Annotated in this window: 17 protein-coding genes; 6 read left to right on the top strand and 11 right to left on the bottom strand. The window is 56.4% G+C overall.

Going from position 1 to position 18,748, the window contains the following annotated elements:
* Positions 1 to 8: 8 nt before the first annotated feature.
* The 5 genes from AC1DTN_RS09070 to AC1DTN_RS09050 all read right to left on the bottom strand — a co-directional run bounded on the left by AC1DTN_RS09070 (position 9) and on the right by AC1DTN_RS09050 (position 4,814).
* The gene (locus tag AC1DTN_RS09070) at positions 9 to 1,055 is read right to left on the bottom strand and encodes an ABC transporter ATP-binding protein (protein WP_477920554.1); all 1,047 of its coding nucleotides are present in this window, start codon (positions 1,053 to 1,055) and stop codon (positions 9 to 11) included.
* A complete protein-coding gene (locus tag AC1DTN_RS09065) occupies positions 1,052 to 1,801 on the bottom strand; it encodes a glycerophosphodiester phosphodiesterase family protein (protein WP_477920552.1) in 750 nt (249 codons plus the stop codon). Before AC1DTN_RS09065 ends, AC1DTN_RS09070 begins: the two co-directional genes overlap by 4 nt.
* 23 nt (positions 1,802 to 1,824) lie before the next feature.
* The gene (locus tag AC1DTN_RS09060; RefSeq protein WP_477920550.1) at positions 1,825 to 2,634 is read right to left on the bottom strand and encodes a carbohydrate ABC transporter permease; all 810 of its coding nucleotides are present in this window, start codon (positions 2,632 to 2,634) and stop codon (positions 1,825 to 1,827) included.
* Positions 2,624 to 3,493, bottom strand: a complete 870-nt coding sequence (locus AC1DTN_RS09055; RefSeq protein WP_439017877.1) for a carbohydrate ABC transporter permease — start codon at positions 3,491 to 3,493, stop codon at positions 2,624 to 2,626. Before AC1DTN_RS09055 ends, AC1DTN_RS09060 begins: the two co-directional genes overlap by 11 nt.
* 61 nt (positions 3,494 to 3,554) lie before the next feature.
* Complete coding sequence (locus tag AC1DTN_RS09050; protein WP_477920548.1) at positions 3,555 to 4,814, bottom strand: ABC transporter substrate-binding protein; 1,260 nt, start codon at positions 4,812 to 4,814, stop codon at positions 3,555 to 3,557.
* Positions 4,815 to 5,209: 395 nt separating this feature from the next.
* On the opposite strand from AC1DTN_RS09050, the gene AC1DTN_RS09045 reads away from it, so the two are divergent.
* On the top strand, positions 5,210 to 6,274 hold the full coding sequence (locus AC1DTN_RS09045) for an acyltransferase family protein (protein WP_442206734.1): 1,065 nt from the start codon (positions 5,210 to 5,212) through the stop codon (positions 6,272 to 6,274).
* A gap of 167 nt (positions 6,275 to 6,441) precedes the next feature.
* Here the strand turns inward: AC1DTN_RS09045 and AC1DTN_RS09040 are convergent, their stop codons facing one another.
* Positions 6,442 to 7,620, bottom strand: a complete 1,179-nt coding sequence (locus tag AC1DTN_RS09040) for an acyltransferase family protein (RefSeq protein WP_477920546.1) — start codon at positions 7,618 to 7,620, stop codon at positions 6,442 to 6,444.
* 605 nt (positions 7,621 to 8,225) lie between these two features.
* Here AC1DTN_RS09040 and AC1DTN_RS09035 point away from each other — a divergent pair.
* The gene (locus tag AC1DTN_RS09035) at positions 8,226 to 9,347 is read left to right on the top strand and encodes an acyltransferase family protein (protein WP_477920544.1); all 1,122 of its coding nucleotides are present in this window, start codon (positions 8,226 to 8,228) and stop codon (positions 9,345 to 9,347) included.
* On the top strand, positions 9,347 to 9,976 hold the full coding sequence (locus tag AC1DTN_RS09030) for an SGNH/GDSL hydrolase family protein (RefSeq protein ID WP_477920542.1): 630 nt from the start codon (positions 9,347 to 9,349) through the stop codon (positions 9,974 to 9,976). The genes AC1DTN_RS09035 and AC1DTN_RS09030 overlap by 1 nt, the downstream gene beginning before the upstream one ends.
* A 114-nt stretch (positions 9,977 to 10,090) precedes the next feature.
* Here the strand turns inward: AC1DTN_RS09030 and AC1DTN_RS09025 are convergent, their stop codons facing one another.
* The 4 genes from AC1DTN_RS09025 to AC1DTN_RS09010 are packed head-to-tail and all read right to left on the bottom strand — an operon-like array spanning position 10,091 to position 13,152.
* On the bottom strand, positions 10,091 to 10,639 hold the full coding sequence (locus tag AC1DTN_RS09025) for a serine O-acetyltransferase (protein WP_442206730.1): 549 nt from the start codon (positions 10,637 to 10,639) through the stop codon (positions 10,091 to 10,093).
* 22 nt (positions 10,640 to 10,661) lie between these two features.
* Positions 10,662 to 12,101: an oligosaccharide flippase family protein gene (locus AC1DTN_RS09020; RefSeq protein ID WP_442206729.1), complete on the bottom strand. Its 1,440-nt coding sequence runs from the start codon at positions 12,099 to 12,101 to the stop codon at positions 10,662 to 10,664.
* Between the two features lie 51 nt (positions 12,102 to 12,152).
* Positions 12,153 to 12,968, bottom strand: a complete 816-nt coding sequence (locus AC1DTN_RS09015) for a hypothetical protein (RefSeq protein WP_442206728.1) — start codon at positions 12,966 to 12,968, stop codon at positions 12,153 to 12,155.
* 25 nt (positions 12,969 to 12,993) lie between these two features.
* Positions 12,994 to 13,152, bottom strand: a complete 159-nt coding sequence (locus AC1DTN_RS09010) for a hypothetical protein (RefSeq protein ID WP_477818473.1) — start codon at positions 13,150 to 13,152, stop codon at positions 12,994 to 12,996.
* A gap of 27 nt (positions 13,153 to 13,179) precedes the next feature.
* Here AC1DTN_RS09010 and AC1DTN_RS09005 point away from each other — a divergent pair, with 27 nt between their 5' ends.
* Entirely contained in the window at positions 13,180 to 14,355 is a 1,176-nt protein-coding gene (locus AC1DTN_RS09005) for an alginate lyase family protein (RefSeq protein WP_442206727.1), read from the top strand.
* An 11-nt stretch (positions 14,356 to 14,366) separates the two neighbouring features.
* On the opposite strand, the gene AC1DTN_RS09000 is transcribed toward AC1DTN_RS09005, so the two are convergent.
* Entirely contained in the window at positions 14,367 to 14,861 is a 495-nt protein-coding gene (locus AC1DTN_RS09000) for an acyltransferase (protein ID WP_007823267.1), read from the bottom strand.
* A 259-nt stretch (positions 14,862 to 15,120) separates the two neighbouring features.
* On the opposite strand from AC1DTN_RS09000, the gene AC1DTN_RS08995 reads away from it, so the two are divergent.
* A complete protein-coding gene (locus AC1DTN_RS08995; RefSeq protein ID WP_477920538.1) occupies positions 15,121 to 16,050 on the top strand; it encodes an endonuclease/exonuclease/phosphatase family protein in 930 nt (309 codons plus the stop codon).
* Between the two features lie 162 nt (positions 16,051 to 16,212).
* On the top strand, positions 16,213 to 18,591 hold the full coding sequence (locus tag AC1DTN_RS08990; protein ID WP_477920536.1) for a type I secretion C-terminal target domain-containing protein: 2,379 nt from the start codon (positions 16,213 to 16,215) through the stop codon (positions 18,589 to 18,591).
* The last annotated feature ends 157 nt before the right edge of the window (positions 18,592 to 18,748 follow it).

Genomic DNA, 18,748 nt, shown 5'->3' with positions numbered 1-18,748 from the left:
AGCGGCGTCTAAATTCGACGATCTCCGGCTGAAAGATCGACGCGGCTCCCGCTCTGGTTATCGAAAAACACGGCCTGGTCAAGGTCGCACATGACCCAGAAGTTGTCGGCATGGCGGGGCACATCTTTACGCGAACTGGTGAGCGTGATGCGCCCGGCCGGGCTGTCACAATGCAGGATGATATCAGAACCTGTCATCTCTGACAGCATGAGCCGCACGGGTAGGGCGGGTTCCGCAGGTTCCTCGGCACGGATCGCCAAGGATTCGGGTCTTAATCCGGCGGTCAGCCCCCGCCGGCCCTGCCAGCCGGGAAGATGTTCGACAGGCAGGAAATTCATCGCGGGAACGCCGAGGAAGCCCGCGACAAAGCGGTTCTGCGGCTGGTCATAGATCGCTTCAGGAGTGTCAAACTGCAGGAGATCTCCGTCCTTCATCACCGCAATCCTGTCGGCCAATGAGAGTGCCTCGGTCTGGTCATGCGTGACATAGACGATGGTGGCGCCGAGCTGGCGGTGCAGCTCCTTGATTTCGGTGCGCATGGCGACGCGCAGCGCGTTGTCCAGGTTCGACAGCGGCTCGTCCATCAGGAAGATGGAACTGTTGCGCGCCATGGCCCGGCCCATCGCCACACGCTGACGCTGGCCTCCGGAGAGCGCACCCGGCTTGCGATCGAGGTAGGGTTCGAGCTGCAGTGTCTTGGCCACACTTTCAGCCCGCGCATTGCGCTCGGCCTTGGGCATGCCGCGCAGTTCCAGGCCGAAGGCAATGTTTTCGCGCACGGTCATGTGCGGATAAAGTGCGTAATTCTGGAAAATCATGGCGATATCGCGATCCTGCGGCGCAAGGTCATTCGCACGCCGTCCGCTGATTTCGATATCGCCCTCTTCGCAGCGTTCCAGCCCGGCAATGAGGCGCAGGAGCGTGGACTTGCCGCAGCCCGACGGGCCGACGATGACGACGAACTCGCCCGACTTGATATCCATGGACACGCCGTGCAGGACTTCCGGCCCGCCGGGATAGGACTTTCTGATGTTGCGAAGGGTGATGCCGCTCATTGTGCCGCCTCCACCCCGAAGCCGTTGCGAATGGCAATCGCAAGGTTCGGCCGGTCCGTCGTGAAGACCTTGACGCCGAGCGCCAGCACCTTTTCGATCTGCCGTGCCGAATGGGCGGCCCAGCAGCCGAAATCGAGACCGGCTGCCATGATTTCGGCCTTGAGAGCGGAATCGGCGGTATCCACATGAACGCCGATTTCGGGGATGTCATGCGCTTTCGCGACTTCGATCACGGCCCTGGCTCCAAGCTGACGCAGTACTGGCGGGCTGACGAGCCAGAGCTTCGGCCGGCTGGTGGTCGCCGAAAGCGCATCCTGCGATTCCACCAGAAAGGAAGAGAAGATCGTCCTTTCGAGCATGTTATGGCGTGCAAGCGTTTCCACAACGCGGGGCACGAAGTTGTCGTAGGGGCGGCCATCGACGCCAGGCTTGACCTCGCATCGAAAATTCACCTTGCTGTCGGAATAGATTGCGCAGAGTTCTTCCAGCGAGATCGGATGTCCGCCGGCGCCGTAATTGATGACGGCGGCGCGAACCTCCGCTTCGGTCATGGCGGCGATCGCGCCGCTCCGATCCGTCGTGCCGTCAAGCGTTGCGTCGTGATGGATCATGATCGCGCCATCGGCAGTAGGATGGACGTCGAATTCCACCTCTTCCAGCGGCATTTTTGCCGTTGCGACGAAACCTTGCGGCGTGCTGTCGCCGAACTCCAGAGTGCCGCCGCGATGCGAAGCGATGCGTGTCATTCTATGCTTGTCCTTGTTCATGATTATTTGACCGCGCCGAGCGTGATGCCGCGCACGAGGTGGCGCTCGACCAGTAGGAAGCCGAGCAGCACGGGCAACATGCTGAGGGTGCAGGCGGCCATGACGAGCGGCCAATCGACCAGGCCTTCGCCGGGATTGATGCGATAAAGGCGGGCAAGGCCGATCTGCAGCGTGTAGAGATCCTCCTTGCCGACGGCGACGAGCGGCCAGATGTAATTGTTCCATTCGGTGATGAAGATATAGAGGCCCATCGAGAAGATGGCCGGCCGTGCGATCGGCACGATCACCCGCCAGAGCACCTGCAGCGGTGTTGCGCCATCCATATAGGCGGCTTCGTCCAGCGCCTTCGGAATGCCCTTGATATACTGGCGCAGGAAGAAGGCGGCAAAGCCGTTCGAGATCGCCGGTAGGATGAGGCCGGCATAGGTATCGAGCAGGCCGGCCTTGGCGAGTGTCAGATAATTAGGGATCAGGCTTATATGGCTCGGGATCATCAGCGTGGCGACGGTGGCGCCGAAGAGCAGGTTGCCGCCGCGAAACCTGTAGCGTGCAAAGGCGAAGGCAGCCATGGTCGCGACCGTGATGCCCAGCAGCGTCACCAGGCCGGAGACGATGATGCTGTTCAGAAGATAGCGAGCGAAATTGTACTCGGTTACGGCACGAACATAGTTGTCCAGCGTGAACTCGTACCTGCCCGTGTAATAGGATTGCACCGTCTCGAAGGACATCCAGATCGAATAGAGCACGGGCGACAGGAAGATCAGCCCGGCAAGCAGCGCGAGGCCGGTGATGATTGGGTTCTCAAGCTTCATAGTGGACCCTCCGGCCGATGACGAGGGATTTGATCAGCGCCAGCACGATCAGGAAGATGAAAAGCAGGACGGCGAGCGCCGACCCCCTGCCGATGTCGAAGAGGGTAAACCCCACGCGATAGAGCAGGTTGACGAGCATGTCGGTAGCACCTGCAGGGCCGCCATGGGTCATGATGTTGACGATGGTAAAGACCTGGAAGGCCTCGATCACGGAAATCACCAACAGGAAATAGGTGGTCGGCATGACGAGCGGCACGGTGATCCGGCGGAACACATGGAAGCGCCGGCCGCCATCGACGGCGGCGGCATCATAGAGCTCCTGCGGAACGGCCTGCAGGCCGGCGATATAAATGACGATATCGTAGCCGAGCTGTTTCCACGTATTGACAAAGATCAGCACCCACAGAGCAAGCTGCGGATCCTGCAGCCATTGCACCTTGCCGAGGCCGAGCGAGGTCAGCGCGGCGTTCACCATGCCATAATCGGTGGCGAAGACCCAGGAAAAGACGACCGCAATCGAGACGGTCGATGTGACGGAGGGAAGGAAGAGCGCCCCTCGCAAGAGCCGCGAGGGCAATGTCTCGCGGACGAGATAGCTTGCGACAGCCAGCGCCAGCGCCAGTCTGATCGGTACTGAAATCAGCGCGAAGATGGCGGTGACTTGCAGCGAATTCCAGAAGTCGCGGGAATTCAGCAGTAGGCGGTAATTGTCAAAACCGACAAAAGGCATGGTCGGCGACAGGAAGTCCCAGTGCCGAAAGCTGAGGTTCACGCTGGTAATGACGGGAATATAGGTGAAGACCGTGATGAAGAGCATCAGCGGTGCAACGAGGAGATAGGGTGTGAGTTTGCGCAACATGGGACCGAAACAGTTGAGACGACGGGCCGTTCAAGGCCCGCCCTCTTGACTTGGGGGAGGCTTAGTTGCTGGAACGCTTGGCTTCTTCTCGGGTCTGTTCAGCGAAGTCCTTCATCGTCTCTGTGACATCGCGCTGGCCGAGTGCCATGGCTTCCCACATCTTGTACTCGGTTGTACGCATCCAGGTGACGACAGGCGGGCGAGCACGGCCATGGGCGAATTCGAGCTGCTTGATGGCGACGTCGATACCCTGCTTCTTGGCAAGTGCTTCGGCGGCGGCCGGCTGGGCAGCGCTCTTCTTGTTGATCGGCAGGTAGCCGGTCGCGGCAAACCAGATGGCATTGGCTTCCGGCGAAGCGGCATAGCTGATGAACTTGTAGGCAGCGTCCTGAACGTCCTTCGGCGAGGTCGACAGGATACCGATACCGGCACCGCCGATCGGAACGGAGCAGACCTTGTTGCAGGGCATCGGGCGGACTTCGAGCTTGTCACCGAGCGCCTTTTTGGCGCCGCCGTAATCACCCGTCGAGTTGAGCGAAATGCCAACCTTGCCGGCGAAGAAAGCGTCGCGGCCGACATCCTCATCAGTGACGCCATCGGGAGAGGCAACCTTCTGGTCGTGAACGAGCGACGCCATCCATTGATAGGCTTCGATCGTGTTCGGCGAGTCGAGCAGGATATCGTTGGTCTTGGAATTGATCAGCTCGCTGTCGTTGGACATCACGAGACCCCAGCGAGCGAACTGGCCGGGGGCCGCAATGCCGGTGATGCCTTCCGCGCCGAGCTTCTCGGTGATTGTCTTCGAAACGGCAAGAATATCTGCGAAAGTCTTCAGCGAGGGTTCCGTCGTAAAGCCGGCACGCGCCAGGATGTCCTTGTTGTAATAAAGGACCGGCGTGGAGGAGTTGAACGGCACGATGTAGTTCTTGCCGTTGTAGACGCCGACCTCACGCGCGTAGTCGTAAAGGTCGTCCTTCAGCGGGTCGGCGTTGAAATAGGGCGTGAGGTCGATCAGCGCGCCGCGGTCGGCGAAGAGACCGTAGCGGGTGACTTCCATGATGACGGCATCAGGCGCACGGTTGGCGGGGATGGCCGCCTGCAGCTTGGCAACGATATCATTGTAGTCACCGACGAATTCGCCTTCGATATGGAGGTCGGGATTGGCAGCTTCGAAATTGGCGATGATCTTGTTCAGCGCCTCGCCGGAGGATTTGCTGAAGCTGTGCCAGAACTTCACGGTCGTTTCGGCATGGGCCGAACCCACCATGGACATCAGGGCGACAATGCTGGCCGCGACCGTACTCTGCAATTTGGGTGACATAAATTTCTCCTCTGCAAAAAAAATTGCATTACGTTTGGCCGACGATTAGCGCGCAGACGCGACAGCTTCTTGAAGGCTGCGTGAAGTTTTGGTGACAGAGGGAGGTGGTGGCGGATCCCCGAGCCGCTATGCGCAGTGGAAGAGAGCTTCAATCCCGGCGGAAGCGAATGCGCCGGTGAGGGGCGATCTGGTCGGAATTTCGTCGATTAGCACGAATGAAGTTGCTTTCCGGTACGCGCAATGACGTTCCTCTGCTGAAAGTCGACTCCAGCCTATCAATATCGTTACCAGTGGCCGCAGCGTGCGCCGTGGGCGCTTTATGCTTTGCAGGTCGCCGACAGCGTGATATTCCCGACAACGCCCGCCTTTAATCTCAAATGATAAATAGAGATCATATGTCCCAGCAAGAAGACGCGGCGAACACGTCGCAGATGGATGCAGCCCCACAGCCCGTAGCAAGACCTCAGCGCAAATGGCTGGGTGATATCGAACGCCTCAAAGGATTGGCTATCATCCTCGTCGTCTGGGGGCATACCTATGACGCTGCCTTCCCCGTATGGGCTATCGGTCTGCGTAAGGCGATCTATGCTTTCCATATGCCGCTCTTCATGTTCCTGAGCGGTTATGTCTTCGTCTATGTCGGCGCCCATAAATTGAAGGGTTCGTTGTCCGCCTACACGTCGAAGCGCGCAAAGCGGCTTCTTATTCCGTTCTTCATTATGGCGGCGATCGTCATTCTTGGAAAATTCTTCGCGGGCCAGTTCGTATCGGTCGACAAACCCGTCAATGACCTACTGCTTTCTGTCCAGCATGTCTTCATCCACACCGAGCAAAGCCCATCCATGTTCGTGTGGTACCTGATCGTACTTTTCTACTTTTCGATTGGTACGACGTTTCTCTTCTCGCGCATGAATGTAAGCCTGAACATATTGTTTGCGGCGTCGATCATCATGTTCGGCCTGCATGTCGTGATGTTCTACAATGACGCGATATTGGACTACATCTATATAAACCGCATCTTCATGTTCTATGCCTTCTTCATGGCCGGCTGCATTGCCTGCCTGCACAGGGGCGATTGGGAACCGTTCGTCGAGCGGTATTTCATTCCTGCGATAGCTGTCTTCCTCGTGCTTCTCTATGTCTCGTTCGATTCCGAATGGCGCTATTTTCTCGTTGGCATGGCATCGCTCGTCGTGTTCCATGGCCTCATCCGCTCCCGGCTTTGCAACCAGAATCGCCTCCTGGAATTCATTGGCCAGAACGCCTTTGCCATCTATCTGTTGAACACGATGTTTGTCGGCGCGGTGAAGGCCGTCTTCGGGCGGTTCTTCTCGGTCAGCGATCAGGCGCTTTTGCTTCTCGTGCTTGCGACAACGGCAGGCGTTGTCGGGCCAATTATCGTCAAGTATGCGATCGGCCGCATCGGATCGCTGCGTCCAATCGCGGCTGCCATGGAATGAGGAGAGAGGCGCGGTCCGAACGGGCCGCGTATCCAGTGCAGCTCAGGCTGAACCAGCGGAGCAGTTCCAATCTCTGTTTCAGGTAATTTCAGGCGGCAAGTGCTTGACAGGTTGCCCATCGAAAACGGCTTTCCCAACAAGGAAAGCCGTTTCGGTCGTGTCCCGCTTCAGCTGGCGGTGCGTGTTCTCGCTTCGGAAACATCAGTTTCATCAGCGGCCGGTACCGTCCGGTAAACCTTCTGACGTTCGTCTTCGACGCTCTTGCTGCCGGCTTTCTTGGACCAGCGCTTTGTCGCCGTCGTCGTCAGGTTATAGAACGCGTAGGCCACAACGATTGTCAGGATCAGGCTCGTTGAGAACTGGAGCCAGTAGTTTCCGGCAAGGACAAGCCCGACGACAAACCATACGTGCAGATGCCAAAGATACATCTCGTAGCTGATGCGCCCGCCCATCTGGATGGGCCGCCATTCTGCCAGGCGAACGAGTTTTTCCGTTGCTGTTCCGAAAACAAAGGCGTTGATCAGCAGAAACATGCCGAGACCGTGAACGGTGTAGCGGAAGGTATCCTGAAAAAACTCATTGCGGAAGGCAATGCCGCCAAGCAGAAGAATGATGGCAAACAGGAAGGTCTTCCAGCCACGAAATTTGACCAAATGGTTTCTGGTTGCTTCATTCGCGAGCCCGAATGTCAGCAGGCAGCCCCAGGCGATCGAATCCAGGCGCGTCAGCGTAAAATAATAGTTGAAGCTTTCCGGGTCTGTAACGGTGTAGGCGGCCAGGATGCGCAGCGCAAGGCTGAAAATCAGGACGCCGATAAGAAGCGTAACGCGAGAAGACCATGTGCGCAGTGCCAGGAGCAGGAACGGGAAGAACATATAGAAATGCTCTTCGACAGCCAGCGACCACAAGGGACCGTAGCTGTGAATTCCTTCGGGCATCGGAGTGAAGACATTCATCACGACCGGTACGTTGCCRAGATAGAAGATCGCAAGCAGAATCTGGCTGAGCACCACGTTTTCGCGATCGAAAATCAGGTAGATCGGCAGGGTTATCGCGATCATCAGAAAAAGCGGCGGCATCAACCGTAGAAATCGTCGGGCGAAAAAGCGCGGCAGGGACATTTTCCCATAATGCCGTTCTTCCGATAGCAGCAGCCTCGAGATCAGAAATCCGCTGATCGCGAAGAAAATCGTGACGCCGAAACCGCCGGGGATCGCGGCAGAGAGGCGGAAATGAGCCACGACGACGATCAAGACCGCGGCAAGCCGCAAACCGTCAAGACCTCGAATGTAACCATAGGCGGGGCTGTCGGCCGGCGGCGGGGAAGCAGGTGCTAGCAGCGTCATTGAAAGCCTTTCGTTCGCTCGATTTTCATCGATGATTCAAGCAAGATTTTTACCGCTGTCACCCATGCACGCCGGTCTATGCTTCCGCGTGTCATTATTGGCAGCGGTTATGTCTGTCGGTACCTGAGAAGAGCCGAGAACGATTTTGTCCCTGCTTTCTTAGGACCCCAGAGTCATCGCGTCCAGAAGCATTTTCTCTCCAGCTTCAATTCGGATAGGAGAAATTGGCGACGAATTCCGATATGATACCGCATTGCAACAAAATTCGGAACGGGTCCTAGCGAGATCACAATATTTCGCGAAATTGTCACAGTCGCGCCGTTGGCGCTTCCCACCGTTGTGCTACGGTGCCAATCGAAAATGGCTCGCTGCTATGCTGGCGTGAAGGGGCTTATGGCTTGGCACGGCTGCATTCCGTTGATAGTCTTAGGCCTGATTTAAGTGTAGAAGCTGGAGAGCGCTCCATCGCCAACCCTTGCAAAAGGCTCCAGAATTCCGTCAAAGCTGCCCGATGAAGCTCCAGGACGTCTGTTGCGGTCAGCATTGCTGGCCGGGCGTCACTTTCATCTCGTCGGTCTGATATCAATACCTGCCAAGGAACCAGTATGCACGAAATCTATCAGAAGGTATTCGGTGTCGGCAAAGCCATCAAAGGTCTCGACGGCCTTCGCGCGATATGTGTTCTCTTCGTTCTGACCGATCATGCAGGCCTGACCAAAAGGTCGGAATCGGGCACGCTTGCCGTTTGGGTATTCTTCGCCCTGAGCGGCTTTCTCATCGTGCCAATCCTGTTTCGGGCGCGGCAACGCATCGAAGCGGGCAGCTCCGATGCTTCAACCGAGATCGTGCTTTTCATGCGCAATCGTGCCTTGCGGATATTCCCGGTCTATTATCTGACGCTCGCTTTGATCTTCCTGTCGACCGTCACCGTAGTCGCCGGCGACAATGTCGACAAATTTTACGGCAGTATCAGCTGGCTCCTGACCTATACGACGAATATCTATATCGGCTTCGTCAGGCATGATTGGTTGGGGCCGTTGTCTCACCTGTGGACGCTTTCGGTGGAGCAGCAGTTCTACGTGCTGTTCCCGCYGCTGTTCATCTGGCTGCCATCCCGATTCTGGCGGTCCAGCCTTCTGATATTCCTGGTTCTGCTGCTTGCGGTTTCGAGCCTGTGGGTGTTCGGCGACGAACTCATGTTCCGCGTCAACTCACTGTCGGGCTTTTATGCTATCGCAGTTGGCGGAGTTTTCGGCCTCGTCGCCAGACAGCTTGGCACGGTCAACTTACGTTTTTCCGGTTTGGCGATCCTTGCGCTCGGTGTGCTTCTCGTGCTGCAGCACCTCTATTTCATTTTTGGCGGACATCCGAACGCGGCCCTGATCATTGCTCCGGTTCTCTCCGGATTGCTGATCTTGCTGGTGACGGTCTGCCAGAACTCTAGCGCGACCCAGTTTCTTGAGCTTCCGCTGATCCGCGGTGTGGGTGTTGTCAGCTATGGCTTCTACCTGTTTCACGGTCTGCTGCTTGGTCCGTCAGGACGGCTTGTCGCGATAGCAACGGGGATGCGGGACGGGACGGTCTTCCAGATCATGCAGATTGTTACCGCCTTCATTCTGACGATGGTCGTATCGATTGCTTCCTTCGTCTTCTTCGAAGAGAAGATCATGCAGATGAAGAAACGGCGAGCGGCGCCCACGACCGTTGCTGCCGGTTCCAATGGCTGATGAAACTTGCTGCCGGTTTGATCGCTCTCTTTCTTCTGCAGGGGGCTGATGTGGCCGCGGCAGGACTGAAGATCGTAACATTCGGGACATCGCTAACGGCACGGGGCGGGTGGCAGGCAAGTCTCGAGAATGCTCTCGAGCAGTGCCTTCACCGTCCCGTTGATATCGCCGTTGTGGCTAAGAGCGGCTCAACGACGGAATGGGCCTTATCTTCTGTGGACCGCGTGATCGCCGAGCGCCCGGATATAGTGCTCGTCGAGTTTTACGCCAACGATGCTGCTCTGAACCGCTGGATGGGGCTCGGCGTCAGCCGGCGGAACTTTTCAACCATCCTCGAACGGCTGAGGATGGGACTGCCCGACGCACGGATATTCATGATGGTGATGAACCCGATGTCGGGATTGCGGGGGGCGATCAGGCCGTTTCTAGCGAGCTACATTTCGGCTCACCGCAGCGTTGCCGCAGAATGGAACGTTGCGGTCATCGATCATAGCGCCGGCTGGGAGAAGTTATCGAGTGACGAGCTCTCGACGGGCATCCCGGATGGCGTCCATCCGACCGCTGCAGCTGCGGCAAGTGTCATGGTCCCGACAATCGTCGAGGCGATTGGCGGGACATGCTCCGACTGACGTCGGTTCAGGCAAGATTATCATGCCCGCAAGAAGGTTCTCGACGACATCGGAATGCATTGGGCGCTTTAATTAAGTTTCAACAATCGATTGCCGGTTGGCAGCGATGTTCGGTCAGCGATTGTTGTTTGATCTTGGCTGGACGATGGCGGGGCCGGGCGCTTCTTTATATTTGATCTTCGCCGGCACGCCGACAGCGATAGCTCCAGCCGGCACGTCCTTGACGACGACGGCGTTCGCGCCGATGACAGCACGTTCGCCGATGACAACGGCTCCGAGGATCTTCGCACCCGCGCCGACGTCCACTCCATTGTGTAGGATCGGCACCTCGTTTGGCTTGTCGGCCGATTTGTTGCCGATCGTCACACCTTGACGCAGACGGACGTCATTGCCGATCCGCACCTCCGAATGGACGATAATCGATCCGAAATGCTCGATGACACATCGCTCGCCGATCTTCGCGTTGGCTCCGATATATATTCCGAAAAAGATCTCGGAAAATTTAATAAGAAAGAGGTGAATGACTTTCAGTGGCAGACGGATGGGCGCGAATTTTATCGAACGTACGGCGCTTCCGTATCTGTGAAAGGCAAGCGCCCAGAAGCCCTGTGAGATCAGCGCTCTCTTATGACTTCGGAAGTCTCCAGCTATTTCTCTAAACATGACGACTCGTTTCCTTGGAAAACTACGCCTTTTTCCAGGCTCTTATCATTCGCGCTCTATTCCACCATCCACGCAGGGCGTCCCGGTCGAGCAGCCCGATACCAACAACATAAGTGGCGACGAACAGCATTCCCAGCATCATCGCTTTCAGCAATATGGGATAATCCGGTGAGATGGCATAAGACCTTGTCAAATGAACCGCGGCTAAAGCGGCGAGAGCCGACAAGAAGAAAGCTCCGCACTTACTTATCATTGTTTTTACTGAGACCTCAGTTTTATGAGATCCGTAAAGTATACCTCCGACAATAACTGTTATATGGCAGCAAACATAAGCTGTTACAAGTGTAAACACGCTGCTATGCTGAAGAATAGTCAGCATAGCCGCAACGAGAAGTGCGGCGCAGCATTGCATGCGGAAAACGACACGCGGCAGGCCCCATGCGTTCAGCATGACCTCGTTGCAGTAACCGATGGATTGGGCGGCTCCGAGAACAGCTGCCAGGAACATGATGTAATCGGAATCTATGCCGTTGCTTCCAAAGCAAATGCGGGCGATCTCAGGCGAAAGCGCCGCGATGGAAATGAAGGCCGGCGCGGAAATCATCGAAAGTGATCGCAGGCTCGTATAGAACGCCTCCCTGAGGAGCGGCGGCCGATCAACCAGACGGGAAAAGTGCGGAAGATTGACGTCGACCATTACGGCGGTCAGCATCTGTGCGACCACCGCCGGAACACGCGACCCCATGATATAGAGTGCGAGTGCCGCCGGCCCGAAAAAGATCGGAATGACGATCTCGATCATTCGAAGCGAGGCGTAATTGAGCACGCGGGAGCCGAAGATACCCAAGGCGTAATGGAGAACGTGCTTCATTCCGGTAACTTGCGGAGCAGCAGGCCGCAACACGGGAGGGTACCAGAGAAAGGCAACGTTTATCAGCGTGGTCGCCAGCAACTGGCCGACCATGCTGTAGACACCGAAACCCAGGAAAGCCATAGCCAGTCCGGTCAGCGCGCCGAACACGGTTGACGCCAGCGAACGGAACGCAAGACGCTTGAACTGGAACTCTTTGCGCAGCAAGGCCTGCGGAACATAGCCAAAGCTGTTCAGAACCAGTGAGAGGCCGACGAGCTGCAATACCGGCTCTATGCCTGTGACGCCAAGGAGGCCGCCGATTTCGGCGGAGAAAAGTGTCAGCAGTCCATAAATAAGGACGGCAAGGCCGAAGTTCAGGATCAGGATGCTGGTCGCCATGCCGCGCGTGACGTCCTGAGTACGCACGATTGCATCACCGAAACCGTTATCGGCAAACAACTCCGTCAGTGACACAAGCGCGTAGGCAGCAGCGAACATCCCGATCTCGGTTTTATCGAGAATACGGGCGAGCACGAAAAAGGTGAGGATCGTGCCAAAGCGCGGTCCCCAGTTGCGAACAGCCGACCAGAGTACGGAACTACGATTCATGCGCGCCTCGTTTTGACATTGAGCGAAGACGTCAAGAGCTTCTCACCGCCATTACGCATTCCGCACCGCAGCAATATAGCTTGAAAGCGGCAGCTTTCCGCTCATGACCAAGGATACGCCGACAAGAAGTTTGCGTATGAAGGCGACTACGCCGGGCAGGCTCCGCTTCTTGTGAGCGGCGATGGCATAAAGCGTCCCCGGGAAATATTTCGGCTTGAGGCTTGCGTCGTGGTCCCGATGGCCGACGAGCGCTGCATCCGTAAAAAGGGTGCCACGGGCGAGATAGAAAGCGCGTATCGCGTAGTCGGTATCCTCGCCGCCATTGAGACGGGCACCGACTCCCAATGTTTCGTCGAATGCCGCCAAGTTCGGCAGCAGCCGTCCGCGGAAGAAGAATGTGTTCGATGATGCTCTCGATATCACTTTCTGCAATGCAGGTGCTTCCGTTGCCAGAACACTTCGGATTTCGGGTGTTGAGCTATAGCGGCAGAACCAAAAATCAATCTCCGGCTTCTCTGAAAACAGATTAGCAACCAGTGTTAGAAAGTTTTCCGGATACCAGCAATCGTCATCCGGGAAGGCATAGATGCTATCGGCGGTCACGACACCGGCCTTAACAACGTCCTGAAGAAGGAGATTGCGAGCCGCGGAAAGCGAAATCTGATGATTGATACGTCGCGTGCTGATCCACTCCGGAAAGTCGGCATCGGCGGCGTCGTCCGGAACATTCTGCAGAAGAAGATAGAGGTGGACATCGATCGAAGGGTCTGCGGCCTTGGCGCTTGCGATCGAATCAATCATCCTCTGGAGATGCTCGGAGCGACCCTGCTTTAGATTACTTGTCGAGAAAAGTGTGATTTTCGGCATGACTACTCTATTGTTCGAGAATATGTCAGTAGAGCTGTTTAACCTTCAGCGTGCGGCACGGCGTGCGGCCCTGATCTTGCGGTGCAACATAGACATTGCGGTCTGGGTTGAAAAGGAGAAAATGGCCGGTAAACGTTAACTTTGCCGCAAACATCCCTTTATGGTTATCTGCCACGAAGAGCACGGCCAATCACCGGAATCGGAGAGACATATGCCAATGGCTTCAAAGGCCCGCCGGAAGGCAGAGCCTTTCAATCGCGTTGTATTGTGGCTGATTTTTGCCCTGCTCGTATCCGGAGTTCCGGCAAGCGCCGAAGAGCCGCTTCGATATCTTTTCGAGCTGCCAGCTGCCAAGGCTCAAGATGCCGGTGCTGGCAAGAAAGTTCGTCCTTTCATATGCCCGGTACCAGTCGCGCCATTGATCGACATGAGTAAGCTGTTCAGCTTTTATAAGCCAAGCTACACGCAGTCGGAGGTCGATCCGGTCGCGATGAAAGCCTTCGCAAAGCGCTTGTGGCCGACAGGTGCCGTGACGAAGAGTATGCTGGAAATGATGCAGGCGGCATTTGATGTGCCAAGACAGCGAAGAAACGCTGCCAATTGCATCGTGCGGCAGACGCGGGTCTGGGCGGATGCCAATGCGCTGCTCGGCGGGGTCGAGGACAATGATCCGCTCGGACATCGTCAGGCGGTTCTCGCAGGGGGGTGGACAACGATTTCCTTTTCGAACGCCTATGCGGTGGCAAAGGAAATCGCGCCGCCGCCAAGCTCTGCCGACGCGCCCATCAGGGCCTGGTTCACCAAACTTTCAGATATGCTCGTTGCAGAATTCACACCGGCGCCGCGCGAGCCCAAATATGTCTGGCTCGACGGCAACAGCAACCATCGATACTGGGCCGCTGCTGCGGTTGGCCTGATGGCAGTTCACCTGCAGGATCGCACGCGGTTCGACTGGTCGATGGATATTTTGAAGTCAGCGCTGGATGAAGCGCCCTATGACGGCGGATTGCCGCGCGAGCTTTCCCGAGGCGGACGTTCGCTGAAGTATCAGAATTTCGCCATGGATGCGATCGCGATCCTCGTGCGGCTTGCCGATGTCAACAATGTCACGCTCACTCCTGACCAGGAAAAGAGGTTGCGGGCAATCGCCGGATTTGCCGCGACGATGTATCTCCACCCCGATCAATTGGAGGCAAAGATAGGATATCCTCAGGAGGTCGAGCCCGGGATGGTCACCTGGATCGATGTTCTACTGCCGCATTTCAGGAGCCGCGATCCGGAGCTTGCCGAAAAGCTTGACGGGATAGCGCGACCCTTGCGGCCGATGACCAATACCTTCGTCGCTTTGCCTGCCACCCGCCTCTTCGAAAATGGGGGGCGCGAATAAGAGGCTAGTGCCTATGCCTTTCGGACATTCGTGCCGCTCTTCCTCTGATCGGCAGCACGCTCAGCTTCGGGGATGTCAGCGAAAAGGAAGCGGCCGTAGGGGCCGACCTCGATGTTTTCGCGAATGATGGTTGCTGGATTGCCGGCGGCGATGCAGCGCGACGGTATGTTCTTGGTCACGACGCTTCCTGAACCGATGACGCACTCGTCGCCGATCTCGACACCCGGCAGGATTATGCTTCTGGCGCCGATGAAGCAGTGCTTGCCGATCTTGGTGTTGCGATAAAGGCCACGCGTTCTGTCATGAGTAAGAATGGCCACGTCGAATGCGACATACGACTTTTCGCCAACATAGATGCCCTTGGGATAGGTCTTGTCCAGCCGAACGCTCAGCGAGAAGGTTGCCGTCGGATGAATGTTCATCCCCCAGAACCTCGTATAGTAATGGTACTTAGCCTTTACCAAAAGCGATCTCAGCCAGAGGAATTTGTTCAAGCTGCGTGCCATTAAACACCATCTCCTTGTTGCGCGAACATCTCAGTTCTATCGGTGCCGAACGCGGGGCATATAAAGCATGGACAACAGGCCGGTGGAAGCTGCTTTGTGTGCAGTGCCAGAAAAAGCTTTGGATTGTCCGTTGTCATTTTGGGTGGCGCCTCCCCGAGTTTCTGTTAGCGTCGCAACGCCATCAGGGCGGGCGGAACCTTTAGGCTCATCCTGACGGGCCTGATACCCGAGGCATTTTCGCATCGCAGGACCGATATGAATGAGACATAATGTTTTTCGCGTTGTCTGCATCATCGTTTCCCTCCTTCTCCTCCTCGTTTCCGTCCAATACGTCTCCGATCTTTGGCCCACGGCGATCGTCGGTGCGCTGCAAATGCAGATCGGTGTCGTGTGCCTTGCCATCATCCTTCTTTCCGCTTTCTTCGTGCGGCATTGGTATAGCCTGCTGCTTGGTACGGCTTGTGTCGTGTTGATTGCTCACCCGATTCTGGCGCTCAGGGAATTTGCTCAGGCGCCTGAGCCAAGTGCGGTGCCGGCTTTGCGCTTGCTCTCGATCAAGATTGTCGATGAAAAGGTGGACGATGCGGCACTAGGACAGGCGATCGACGAGGCCAATGCCGACATTCTTGTCGTGACAAGTGCCAGCTCTCTTGCCAGCCGGCGTGATCTCGCCCGCCAATCTTATCCATTTCGCGTCGGCTGCGACGATCCAGCCAGTTCACGCTGCACCGTCATGCTTCTGTCGCGCCAGCCTCTTGCGGATCCTCGTTTCCAGCAGTTGAGCCCTATTGGCAGTGAATTGGCCGCCGCTTCCCTTTCTATTGATGGAACGCGCGTCCGCGTTTTTGCCACTCGTCTTTCCAAAATGTGGTTCGATACATTCCATAACTTCGAGCTCTTCACCATTACACGCACGCTACGGGAGACCCGCGAGCCTGTTTTGCTGGCCGGAGATTTCAGTGCGCCCGTCATCGTGCCAGACATGCGCTGGTTCCTTGGCAACAATAGGTTGAGCAACGCCTATCCGGAGCCGGCCACCTGGCCGGTCTCTTTCGGCCCCCTCGGCATCAGCAACGATCACGTCTTTTTCAAAGCGCCGATTTCCGTCCTGTCCCTCAAACGTACCGATGAAAGGGCGCAATCGGGATACATTTCACTTCTTTCCGATGTCGCAATCAAGATGGAATAAGGTTCTCGTTATGCGGGAGTTTTTCGCCTTTCGGTCGTAGGCTGTCCGGATTATTCTAAAAAAAGCGATAGTTGATTAAAACTTTAACGGTTGTTTGATGCCGATCTTAAAACTGTGGCCCTCAAAATAACTCCTGCAGCACTGATGCTCCTGGAGATTTTGATGCCCAGCACGATCTATCTCGATGCCACAGCCGGTGAAGCCGAATTGCGGAAAGCGCTTGCGACCGTCGCCAATGGTGGCGGCACGGTTGTCCTGGCAAAGGATGCCGATATTACGGTCAGCAAGGCCATCTATGTCGCAATCGGATCAGGCGATGTCACCATAGATCTCAACGGCGGCACCCTGCATCAGGTCACGGCTACTGAGAGAGTTCTCGGCGTTGGGGGAGCGGAATCGCCCCTACAAAGCGTCACGCTTGGATCCGACGCATCGAACAATGCAACCATTACCTATGCAACCCTGCCGCAGAACATACAGGTCGGCAGTTGGATAAAGGTGACTGCAGATGACAGCCTGCCAGGAGACCACATCGATCCCGGTGATGCGGGCCAGACGACGAAGCTTGGGCAGGCGGCCAAAGTCATCGCCATCAATGGTAACACGGTCGTTCTGGAGGGCTCGCTCGTCGAGCAGAACCTTTACGCGACCAATGTCCGTGCGACCGTCTATGCCGAAGGCCAGTTTACGATCAAAAATGGCACGATCGACGGCGTGAGCGGCGAATACAGCACGACCGGCGGCGATCTGCTCAACCTGCGCAATCTGGTCGATGCGGTCGTCGATAACGTTACGATAAAGGACGGTTCCGGTGGCATCAATATCGTTAACAACGTCAATGCCCACCTGACTGATATCATCGGCGCCAATCTGTATGCTGCCATTCACACCGGTGCATCGTTGAACACGCTGATCGACGGCCTCTTTGCCGAGCACGTCGGCCAGGCCATTGCGGTTCAAGGCATCGGAACGATCGCAAACGCCGCAAGCGCATCTGCCTATGGCGCCGAAATCAATTTCCTTGCCAAGAATTCGGTCGTCTACGACGCATCGAACTCGGCATATGACTTTCATTCGGAGAGCCGGAACGGAGTCTATACGGATGATCTTTCGTTCTATTCGCGCATGTTCGGCGATTTCCGCGGCATAGGAAATTCCTTCACGAACAGCGGCAGTGTCGGCGATGCCTACGGTATACAGTTCTATGAATATGGCGATGGCGACGCCCGCAATTCGCTTGTCGACAACCTAATCCTGCGTGAAATACAGAACTACGCCTTCATCATATCGAATTCGCCGGAGGCGAATATCGTCAAGAACAGCGTCTTCGAGAGCCTTCTGCAGGGATACAACATCCCTGAGTCGATGGTCAAATTCATCAATACGGTGCTGCTCACCGGCGTCGTGCCCGGGAATGACACCCTTGTCGGCACGTCGGCTGCCGACAAGCTTCTTGGCGGTCTGGGCGCTGATAACCTCTCGGGTGGCGACGGTGACGACTATATCTGGGGCGGTGACAAAGCCGATTTGCTTACCGGTGGGGCCGGACACGACCGCTTCGCTTATCATGCGCTGGGCGAAGGCGGAGATACAATCACGGATTTTCAAGTCGGCGCGAATGGCGACGTTATCGATGTCTCGGTTCTTGCCGCGCGCTTGGGATGGGGAAGCGGTAGTGACCTGATCGCAGATGGCCATATCCGGGTCATCCAGAGCGGAACATCAACTGTGGTTCAGGCCAATGACGGCCAGGGCTGGTCGATGCTCGCCATGTTGCAAAATACGGTTACCGCGAACTTCGATACGCACAATCTCCAGACGTCGCTCTCTGCGACCATGCAATGGGCAGACGACACACCTACGTCTCCTTCGACGCCCCCCACACCACATACAGGCACGGACAAGGCCGATAGTTTCGCCGCCGGCAAAGGTGCCGATCTCTATTACGGTTCCGCCGGTGATGACAGTTATGTCTTCAACGATACCCGTGATCACGTCACCGGTGAATTGGCCGACGGCGGCAAGGATACGATATGGTCTTCCGTCGGCGTCGATCTCCGCGGTGAGTCATTCGTCGAGAATTTGCGGCTTACCGGGGCCGCCGAAATCAGCGGTATCGGCAATGCTCTCGCCAACATGATTAGCGGCAATGTCCAGAGCAATACAATCGCTGGCGCCGGCGGCATTGATTCTCTTTATGGGGGTGGTGGAGCGGACACGTTCTACTTTGCCGAGATGGGGGCGGCAAACAAAGATACCATCTGGGACTTCAGTGACGACGATAAGATCATGCTATCGGAGTCGGTATTTGCGGGGCTCGATTCAAACGGCGATCATATTCTTGATGAGGCGGCGTTCACGATCCTGACCAAGGTAGGAGCATTTGCGACGAGCAGCGGACCGCAAGTGATCTACAATTCGGCAAGCGGCGTAGTCTCCTACGACGCGGACGGATCTGGCGGGAAGGCGGCGCAGGACATCGCTTTTATCGGCGCGAACAAAGCGTTCTTCGGTTATGACGACGTGATATTGACCTATTGACCCCGGTAAAAGGGGCAATCGATCTTTAGTACTGCCACGGATGGACCCCATAGACGCGAGTTGTCGTCCAAATTTGGGCTGATTTGATGTAGATATCTCAACAAGCGCTAAGTTGTTTTATCTCTCGGCTTTCCTGCTGTGTTGTTATGCTCTCTCG

The sequence above is a fragment of the Rhizobium sp. 01T444 genome, assembly GCF_056398305.1.
Note: the sequence above shows the minus strand (reverse complement) of the source record. Positions and strands in the feature narration are given on the sequence as shown.

What these genes read in the sequence shown, in the direction of transcription:
- AC1DTN_RS09070 (WP_477920554.1), bottom strand. Translation starts at nt 1,055, where the DNA reads ATGAGCGGCATCACCCTTCGCAACATCAGAAAGTCCTATCCCGGCGGG.
- AC1DTN_RS09065 (WP_477920552.1), bottom strand. Translation starts at nt 1,801, where the DNA reads ATGACACGCATCGCTTCGCATCGCGGCGGCACTCTGGAGTTCGGCGAC.
- AC1DTN_RS09060 (WP_477920550.1), bottom strand. Translation starts at nt 2,634, where the DNA reads ATGAAGCTTGAGAACCCAATCATCACCGGCCTCGCGCTGCTTGCCGGG.
- AC1DTN_RS09055 (WP_439017877.1), bottom strand. Translation starts at nt 3,493, where the DNA reads ATGTTGCGCAAACTCACACCCTATCTCCTCGTTGCACCGCTGATGCTC.
- AC1DTN_RS09050 (WP_477920548.1), bottom strand. Translation starts at nt 4,814, where the DNA reads ATGTCACCCAAATTGCAGAGTACGGTCGCGGCCAGCATTGTCGCCCTG.
- AC1DTN_RS09045 (WP_442206734.1), top strand. Translation starts at nt 5,210, where the DNA reads ATGTCCCAGCAAGAAGACGCGGCGAACACGTCGCAGATGGATGCAGCC.
- AC1DTN_RS09030 (WP_477920542.1), top strand. Translation starts at nt 9,347, where the DNA reads ATGAAACTTGCTGCCGGTTTGATCGCTCTCTTTCTTCTGCAGGGGGCT.
- AC1DTN_RS09025 (WP_442206730.1), bottom strand. Translation starts at nt 10,639, where the DNA reads ATGTTTAGAGAAATAGCTGGAGACTTCCGAAGTCATAAGAGAGCGCTG.
- AC1DTN_RS09020 (WP_442206729.1), bottom strand. Translation starts at nt 12,101, where the DNA reads ATGAATCGTAGTTCCGTACTCTGGTCGGCTGTTCGCAACTGGGGACCG.
- AC1DTN_RS09015 (WP_442206728.1), bottom strand. Translation starts at nt 12,968, where the DNA reads ATGCCGAAAATCACACTTTTCTCGACAAGTAATCTAAAGCAGGGTCGC.
- AC1DTN_RS09005 (WP_442206727.1), top strand. Translation starts at nt 13,180, where the DNA reads ATGCCAATGGCTTCAAAGGCCCGCCGGAAGGCAGAGCCTTTCAATCGC.
- AC1DTN_RS09000 (WP_007823267.1), bottom strand. Translation starts at nt 14,861, where the DNA reads ATGGCACGCAGCTTGAACAAATTCCTCTGGCTGAGATCGCTTTTGGTA.
- AC1DTN_RS08995 (WP_477920538.1), top strand. Translation starts at nt 15,121, where the DNA reads ATGAGACATAATGTTTTTCGCGTTGTCTGCATCATCGTTTCCCTCCTT.
- AC1DTN_RS08990 (WP_477920536.1), top strand. Translation starts at nt 16,213, where the DNA reads ATGCCCAGCACGATCTATCTCGATGCCACAGCCGGTGAAGCCGAATTG.